Genomic DNA, 7,718 nt, shown 5'->3' with positions numbered 1-7,718 from the left:
CAAAACCCCCCCCAGGACTAAAGCCAAAAGCCCCAGGACGACCCCGTCCACTGCACCGCCTTTGGTCCGGCTTAAGGCCGAGGCCATGCTGAGGCCGATGAATAGGGTGATGAGCCCGACCCCCTGGACCAGGATCCGGCCCATCTTTTCCGGAAGCCTTCCTCTTAAAGCCAGACCGAGGAGGGTGCCAAGAAGCACGGTGAGGGTGTTGATCAGGGTTCCGGAAAGTTTATTCAAGAGCCCGGGCTCCATGCGCCCTATTCTAAAGGGGTGGAGTGGCGCCAGACGGAGGACGGTAGCCCCACCCTCTACCACCCCTTCTACCGGGAGGCCTACCATCCCCGGGAGGGGGCGGTGCGCCAGGCCAGGCTTTTGTACCTGGAGGGCACCTGGACCCACCTTCACCCCTTTCCCCAAGTCCTGGAGGTGGGCTTTGGCCTAGGGGTGAACTTCCGCGTGACGCTGGAAAACGTCCTTTTAAGGGGGGTTCGGCTTGTCTACGTGGCGGTGGAGAAGGAGCCTTTGCCCATAGAGGCCCTGGCCTTCCCTTTGGGCCTGGCCTCGGATGAGGCCTTTTTGGAGCTGCTTAAGAGGCTGCCGGGTCCGGTGGAGGCCCCCTGGGGACAGTTTTTTCTTTTGATTGGGGACATACGGGAGGTGGATCTTCCCGAGGCCTTTGCCACCGCGATCTACCTGGACCCCTTTAGCCCCCGCGTCAACCCCGGGGCCTGGGGCCTCGAGGTGATGCAAAAGCTCAGGCGGGCCGCCCTTCCGGGTGCGAGGCTCGCCACCTACTCCGCGGCGGGCTGGGTCAGGCGGAACCTGGAGGCGGCGGGGTTTCGGGTGGAGCGACTCCCTTCCCCCTGGAAGCGGGAGTGGACGGTGGGAACCGCCTTAGAAACTCCTCCCGGCTGATGTAGCCCACCTGGGCAAGAGGGCGTCTGGGCAACTCACCCCGGTAAAGCCAGGCGAACCAGGCCCCGGCCAGGCTGGCAAGGAGGGCCTCCTTGGGGGGAAGGGAATGGGTGTGGAAGCCGAAAAGACGGCCGCCTTCCGCCAGGTAGCTTGCGCCGAAGACCACCCTCACTTCTGGGTCTTGCTCGAGGTACTGCGCCACCTTTTGAAAGCTTTCCCGAGTGTACCGGATGGCCTCGAGGGGGGAAAGCTCCATGGCCCGGTGGCTTTCCAGGTGGAGCTCAACCGCCACGCTCCCCTTGGGAAAGCCGGGAAGGTCCCAGGGAAGAGGCCTTTTCTCCAGGCGGAAGAGGTCGAAGGGTCCAAGCCCTGCCCGGACGACCCCGTGGGCCCGGTTGTACCGCTCCTCAAACCCCTGGAGCCCCCTGAGGAGGGCGAGCCTGGGGGAGAGAGGCCTGGGCCCTAGCTCGTCCAGGGTCACGGGCTGGTAGCCGAGGCGGAGGAGGTCAGGGAGGACCCGGTTTAAAAGCTCGAGCGTCCTTTCCGGCCCGTCATGCAAAAGGACTACGCTTCCGGGCCTTAGGTAGTAGAGGAGCCGCTCGGAAAGCGCCTCCACGGGAAGGTCCAGCCAGTCCTTGCTCTCCGTATCCCAAAGCGCCACCCTTTTCCCCGACAAGCGGGCAAAAAGCCGAGTGAACGGGGTGTGGAGGCCGTGGGGAGGGCGGTAGTAGGTCCCCGGGCTTTTTTGGATATGGAGCCACTCGTGGTAGGGGGAGAGGAGGAGCCAGGGGGTGTGCCAGAACCCATGGGCCTCCACCTGATGCCCCTCCTCCCGGATTCGCTGGACCAGGGCGGGGTGGGCTTCAGCCCTTTGACCGGTGAGAAAAAAGGTCCCCCGGACCCCGTGCGCCTTCAAGAGCTCGAGGATCGCCACCGTTTTTTCCGACGGGCCATCGTCAAAGGTAAGGGCGATCTTGGGGCTTTTCCGGCTCCCTTGGGCGTACGCGCCTAGGCCCAAGAAGCGGAAAAGGAGGTCCGAAAGCAGGTAGAGGAGGAGGACGCCGCCCATCACCTCCATATCGGCCTCCGCGCCAGGCTGAGGTAAAACAGGGCCAGGGCCATAAAGACCAGGCTGCCCGCGTAGAAGGGGGCCTGGATGCCGAAGGCCTCCCACAGGAGGCCGCCCGCCATGGGCCCCAAAGCCGTGCCCAGGCCCTCGAGGCTCATCAGGCTTCCCCAGATGGCCGCCCGGTTTTCCTGGGGCAGGGTGCGGGCCAGAAGGCCGTTCCATCCGGGGAGGAAGAGGGCGAACCCAAGCCCTCCTAAGGCGGCCAGACCCAGCAAAGCCCAGAAGGGGGGATGCTGAACCAAGGCCGCCATAACGAGGCTGAGGACAAGAAGGCCTGCTGTCAAGGGGTAGAAAGCCCCCTTTCGATCCGCCCACCGGCCGGTGAGGGGAAGGCTCAGAAACGCCACCCCACCCCCCAGGGCCAGCACCAGGCCCAAGGCGATGGGCTCGAGGCCCAGCTCCTCCTTGGCGAAGCGGAGGATGAAGAGGGAGATCAAACCGGGTGCGAAGGTCTGGCCGAAGGCCGCGGGGAGGAAGAGGAGGAGGTCCTTCCAAGGGTAGGAGGCCCCCTTGGCCCGGGGGGGTAAGGGGATGCGGTACTTAAAAAGGGAGAGGCCAAGGAGAAAGGCCAGTCCTTGGGCCAGTAGGAGGAGGTGCAAGGCGGTTTCTGGGGCCTTCTGGGCCGCCTGTCCTACCCCGATCAGGCCAACACCCACCCAGGGCATGACCAGGGTGAGGGTGAAGGAAAGGGCCCGCGCCTCCCGTCCGGGGCGGGCCAGGCGGCTACTGGTGGTCATAACCCCTGGGTAGAGGCTGGCAAACCCTAGGCCCCAGAGGCCGCTCAAAGCCCAAAGCAGAAGGCCCGACTTGGACCAAGGGGTGAGGAGGAGGGCCAAAAGCCCTAGACCCCCCGCCAGGGCCACCATACGGCCGAAGCCCAGCCGTTCCGCCAGAAGCCCCCCGGGGGTTTTGAAGAAGATGTCCGCCATCTGGTTCAGGGTGAAGGCCAGCGTAAAGGTGGCCGGGCCCAGCCCTAGGTGCTCGGGGGCGTAAAAGGGGAGGAGGCCCGCGTAAAACCCGCTCCGCACCCCTTCCATCAACCCCATGGCCAAAAGAAGGCGGGATAGGACGGAAAGGTCGCCGGGTTTCCAGGGAAGGAGTTTGGCGAAACGGGCGCCCAAGAAGCGAGACACGGTAGAGTATATCCCGTGCGGCTAAGTGTGGTGATTCCTGCCTACAACGAGGAAACCCATCTCCCTAAAGCCCTGGGTGCCTTGGCCCGCCAGACCCTCCTTCCCGATGAGGTGGTGGTGGTGGACAACGCCTCCACCGACCGGACCGCCGAGGTGGCCAGGGCGTTTGGGGCCCGGGTGGTCTACTGTGCCCGGAAGGGTGTGGCCTTTGCCCGGCAGGCGGGGCTTTTGGCTGCCCGGGGGGAGTGGGTGGCCATGACGGACGCGGATAGCCTTCCCACCCCCGTCTGGCTCGAGCGCCTCATGGCGAAAAGGGAGGGGGCAGTGGCTCTGTATGGCCCCTTGCGCTTTTACGGGGTAAGCCCCCTCGAGGCCGCCTTTTCCGAGTGGGGCTACCGGGCCTTTCTGCATTTGATGGTCCTTCTTGGCCGGCCCAATCTCGCGGGGGCCAATATGGCCTTTGTGCGGGAGGCCGCCCTCCGGGCAGGGGGGTTCCCGGAGGTGGAGGCCCGGGAGGATGTCCTCTTGGGATACGCCCTGGCCCGGCTTGGCCCGGTGCGGTACGTTCCGGATGCCCTCGTCCTCACCTCCGCCCGCAGGGTAAAGGGGGGCTGGGCCCCCTTTCTCCTCCGGCAGGTCAGGAACCTTCTCGGTCGCCCAGAGGGGTATTTTGAAGACGGGGAAAGGGGAAGATGAGCCTTCGGGGTTCCACCCGCAGGATCTCGCTTGCCTCGTCGTAGGTCTCCGCCACCCGCTCGGCGATCCGCTCCGCGGAGCGCTCCATGGCCCAGGCGCGGGCGTTTTGGGAGAAGCGGCAACGCCTTTCCTCGTCCTTAAGGAGCTCTAAGGCTCGCTCAGCTAAGGCCTTTGCGTCCTTGGGGGGAACAAGAAAACCCGTCTTCCCTTCCTCCACCCCCTCGAGGGTTCCCTCTGCCCCTACCGCCACCACGGGCACCCCCATGGCCTGGGCCTCCCAGATGACCAGCCCCTGGGTCTCCGTTTCCGAAGCGAAGAGAAAGAGCTCGGCCAGCCGGTAATATCCCCCGATCAACCGGTAGGGCACCGGGCCTACCCAGGTGATCTGGTCCGCGATGCCCAGCTTCTTCGCTAGCTCCTTCAGCCGGGGCGCGTCTGGCCCCTCGGGGCCGATATGCACCAGGTGGGCTTCCACCTCGTTCTGGAGGAGGTGGAAAGCCTTGAGGACCACGTCAAAACTCTTCTCCGGTCCTAACCGGCCCACGGTGATGAGCCGCTGCTTGCCCTCGGGCCAGGGAGAGGGGTTGGGTAGGGGGGCTTCTTCTAAAAGCCGGGTGTCGATCCCGGTGGGGATGACCCGGATGGGCCGCTCTATCCCGTAGCCTTCCGCCAGCCTTCTCACCGGCTCGGTGGGGGTTATGACCACCTCCACCCGGTTGTAGAAGGCCTTGGCGAGCCGGGGAATAATGCCCGTGTACCGGTCTAAAAACGCCAGGCCCGGCACGTAGTGGGCGTATTTCTCATAGTGGGTGTGGAAGGTGGAGACATGGGGAAGGCCCTCGTTTCGGGCGATCCGCAGACCCCAGACCCCAAGGGTGAGGGGGGTATGGGTGTGGATGAGTTCGAACTCCGTAGGGAGATGCCGTCGGCTTGGAAGGGCCACCTGGTATCCCTCGAAAAAGGGGTATGGGAGGCTGGGAACCCGGACCACGCCTTCCTCGTTCTCAGGGGCCTCCGGATGACGGGGGGCGATGACCCAGGCTTCGTGCCCCATCCGCCGGAGCTCCCGCAGAAGGAGGTAAACGCTGGTGGAAACCCCGTTGGGATCGGGAAGGTAAACGTCGGTAAACAGGCCTACACGGTAGAGGCGCATGCGCGTTCTTCCCCCTTAAGCGCAGCTGACAAGCAAAGGGCACTCCGGTCCAAGGTATGAGCTGAAAGAATCTTAGCACGTGCAGCCTGACCAAGCCGCTGGGCAAGGGTAGGGTGGTGGAATAGGCACCGAAGGGCTTTTGCTAGGCGAAGGGGTTGGGGAGGTACCAGGAGGCCCTCTACTCTGTCTTGGATGAGTTCCGCTTGGGCGGGAATGGGCGTAGTGATTACAGGGAGTCCTGAAGCCATCGCTTCTAGGGTCACAAGGCTCTGATTTTCCGCAAGGGTGGGCTGCAAGACTGCATCGGAGGCTCTATACAATTCGGGCATATCTGAGCGAGGCCCCATAAAGCGGATGTTGGTTAAATTGTATATTTTCGCGATTGTGCGAGCAGTCCAGCCGATGGAGGAGTCGTCGTCACCTACAAAAACAAAATCTATCTCTGGAACTTCCTTGGCCACGAGCACACTAGTGATTTGGTTCTTTTCCATGGCAAACCGGCCCGGCACCAGCACAGTAAAGCGATGGAAGTTGAAGCGCGACCGCAACTCCCGTCGCTCGCCTTCCTTTGCCGGGTAAAAGCGGTTTACATCGACCCCGTTGGGGGCCCCAACCACATTGCGAAGCCCTAGTTTTTTTAAGTGCTTGGCACCCCACTTGGAAACTGTGATGAGTAGATCAGCTTTATGAAGAGGAAGTGCTTTTTCCAGCATATATAATACTTGATACAATCGCTTCAAACCCATAGGGTAATGATACTCCAGCTGGTCGTGTATAAGAGCAATACGAGGACGAGATAGCCGCGGTAGTAAAGTGTAATAAGTCCACCCTTTCCATGCCTGAACCACCCAAAGGTCAAAAGTTTGATGAAAAACTGCGTCAGTAAAGCGCCGATATGGGATGACTTCGATGCCTTTTTCCGATAAGTCATGGGCTAGAGACAATAGGGATGGACGGTTTGGTACGAGAAGCGTGGGTTGAATCCCATAGGGGATCAGAAGGGGTAGTATTTGCTTAAGCCAATGTTCGCTTCCGGCAATCCGAGGAGCATCGGTAACAAAAGCAGCTTTAAGCATAGAGCACCTCTTTCAGAATATCGCGGAGCTTTCTGGAAGCCTCCTCGAGGGTGTGGTGAGCCAGCACATGCTCTCTAGCCCGAAGCCCCATCTCCGGGTTCAGCGTTGCAAGCGCCCTCGCCAGCAGGCGGGGTTTAGGGGGGAGAAGGCGACCGGACCACTGGTCTTGGATGAGTTCCCGCTGGGCAGGAATGTCCGTGGTGACCACGGGAAGCCCCGAGGCCATGGCCTCTAAGGTGGCCAAGGACTGGTTTTCGCCCAAGGTGGGAAGGAGCACAGCGTCGGCCACCCGGTAAAGCTCGGGCATATCCTCCCTGCGACCCAAGAAGCGGACGTTTTTGAGCCCAAGAAGCTTTGTAGACTTCTTCCATATTCCCCAGAGCTCTCCTGTCCCTACTAAGAGAAAGGTGATTTCAGGAAGGAGGCGTGCGGTGAGGAGAACGGCCAGATGGTTTTTCTCTGGGCTCATCCGAGCGGGGACGAGGACCACAAAACCCTCCAGGCCGTAGTGAGACCTCAAGGCCTCCTTTTCCCCGGGGAGGGGTGGACGGAAGCGTTCCACGTCTACTCCATTGGGAATGGAAAAGACCCGGGGCACCAGGTGGACCTTTTGAAGCCAACTGGCTGCCCAGCGGGAAACGGTTATTACTGCGCGTGCCCTTCGAAGATTGGGGGCCTGGAGGAGGCGGTAGCCTAAACGGTATACGTACCTTCCCCCTAGAGGATAGAAGACCTCGATCTGGTCGTGCACCAAGGGAACAAGGTTGGGAAAGTATCGGTAAAAGGTTCGGAAGCTTTGGGGATACCAGGCGGAGGCCACCGCTAGGTCGAATCCCCGAGGTAGGTCCTCGAGGTGGCGATAGGCGTGGACGGTGACCCCCTGCTCCTCTAGGCTTTGCCTCACGGGAAGGTTGCCCGGGTCCTCGGGAAGGGCGGCTGCAGGATAGATGCCCAGGGCCTTCAGACGGGGAAGCACCTCCTTAAGGTAGACCTCGCTTCCCCCTATGGCCCTTGCGTCGCTTAAGAAGAGCACCTTCATAGCATCTCCAAAAGAACCCTGACCGCCCGGACCTGTTCCTTAAGGGGCACGTAGGGCCCCCCCCTCAGGGCCAGGGTCTCGTCCGGCGGAAGGTGAACGAAGGCCACCGGAACCTCCTGGGGAAGGTGGTAAAGGGAGAGGTAGAAGACCTGGTTACAGAGATAACTTCCAGCGGAGAGGCTCAGCCTTCCGGGAATCCCGGCCCTTTGCAGCCGGGCTAGGGCCTCCTTCACGGGGAAACGGGCGGGAAGGGCCAGGGGACCCCCTTCCACCACCGGCCGGTCGGTGATCCTTTGGCCCCGGTTGTCTGGCCTTTCGAAGTCCAAAAGGTTTAGGGCGATGCGCTCGAGGCTCAGGACCGGTCTTTGTTCCGCCAGGCCTAGGTGGAGGACAGCCTTGGGCCTCTCTGCCCAGAGCCGGGCCAGAAGGCGCGGAGCCTCCTCCACGTCCACGGGTAAGAGGGCGGTTCGCACCCCCTTTAGATGGCTGAGGACTGCTTGCGAGGGGTTATGCTCGAGTCCCCCAAAGGCTTCAAACCCGGTCACCAGCACCACCCGAGCATTATAGCGGAAACAGT

At 62.2% G+C, this 7,718-nt stretch carries 9 protein-coding genes; 2 read left to right on the top strand and 7 right to left on the bottom strand.

All coding sequences use genetic code 11. From position 1 onward, the window contains the following. The coding region (locus C4301_RS01325; protein ID WP_352413320.1) for a DUF554 family protein at positions 1-339 on the bottom strand (339 nt) is incomplete at its 3' end. Between C4301_RS01325 and mnmC2 the strand changes: the two genes are divergently transcribed. Beyond that, on the top strand, positions 271-915 hold the full coding sequence (mnmC2, locus tag C4301_RS01320) for a tRNA (5-methylaminomethyl-2-thiouridine)(34)-methyltransferase MnmC2 (RefSeq protein ID WP_352413319.1): 645 nt from the start codon (positions 271-273) through the stop codon (positions 913-915). The two genes, C4301_RS01325 and mnmC2, sit on opposite strands and share 69 nt — an antisense overlap. Here the strand turns inward: mnmC2 and C4301_RS01315 are convergent. Beyond that, positions 812-1,993 (bottom strand): polysaccharide deacetylase family protein, encoded by a 1,182-nt coding sequence (locus C4301_RS01315; protein WP_352413318.1) that lies wholly within the window; start codon positions 1,991-1,993, stop codon positions 812-814. The two genes, mnmC2 and C4301_RS01315, sit on opposite strands and share 104 nt — an antisense overlap. Further along, positions 1,984-3,177 (bottom strand): MFS transporter, encoded by a 1,194-nt coding sequence (locus C4301_RS01310; RefSeq protein ID WP_352413317.1) that lies wholly within the window; start codon positions 3,175-3,177, stop codon positions 1,984-1,986. The genes C4301_RS01315 and C4301_RS01310 overlap by 10 nt, the downstream gene beginning before the upstream one ends. A gap of 15 nt (positions 3,178-3,192) precedes the next feature. Between C4301_RS01310 and C4301_RS01305 the strand changes: the two genes are divergently transcribed. Continuing rightward, a complete protein-coding gene (locus C4301_RS01305; RefSeq protein WP_352413316.1) occupies positions 3,193-3,873 on the top strand; it encodes a glycosyltransferase family 2 protein in 681 nt (226 codons plus the stop codon). Here the strand turns inward: C4301_RS01305 and C4301_RS01300 are convergent. The 4 genes from C4301_RS01300 to C4301_RS01285 are packed head-to-tail and all read right to left on the bottom strand — an operon-like array spanning position 3,815 to position 7,695. Next, the gene (locus tag C4301_RS01300; protein WP_352413315.1) at positions 3,815-5,026 is read right to left on the bottom strand and encodes a glycosyltransferase family 4 protein; all 1,212 of its coding nucleotides are present in this window, start codon (positions 5,024-5,026) and stop codon (positions 3,815-3,817) included. The two genes, C4301_RS01305 and C4301_RS01300, sit on opposite strands and share 59 nt — an antisense overlap. Beyond that, entirely contained in the window at positions 5,008-6,102 is a 1,095-nt protein-coding gene (locus tag C4301_RS01295; RefSeq protein ID WP_352413314.1) for a glycosyltransferase family 4 protein, read from the bottom strand. Before C4301_RS01295 ends, C4301_RS01300 begins: the two co-directional genes overlap by 19 nt. Then, a complete protein-coding gene (locus tag C4301_RS01290) occupies positions 6,095-7,141 on the bottom strand; it encodes a glycosyltransferase family 4 protein (protein ID WP_352413313.1) in 1,047 nt (348 codons plus the stop codon). The genes C4301_RS01295 and C4301_RS01290 overlap by 8 nt, the downstream gene beginning before the upstream one ends. Then, entirely contained in the window at positions 7,138-7,695 is a 558-nt protein-coding gene (locus tag C4301_RS01285) for a pyroglutamyl-peptidase I (protein WP_352413312.1), read from the bottom strand. Before C4301_RS01285 ends, C4301_RS01290 begins: the two co-directional genes overlap by 4 nt. Positions 7,696-7,718 lie beyond the last annotated feature (23 nt).

Source organism: Thermus sp. (genome assembly GCF_040290245.1).
In the GTDB taxonomy this organism is placed as follows: domain Bacteria; phylum Deinococcota; class Deinococci; order Deinococcales; family Thermaceae; genus Thermus_A.
The sequence above is the reverse complement of the archived record's forward strand: the minus strand, read 5'-3'. Positions and strand labels throughout refer to the sequence as shown.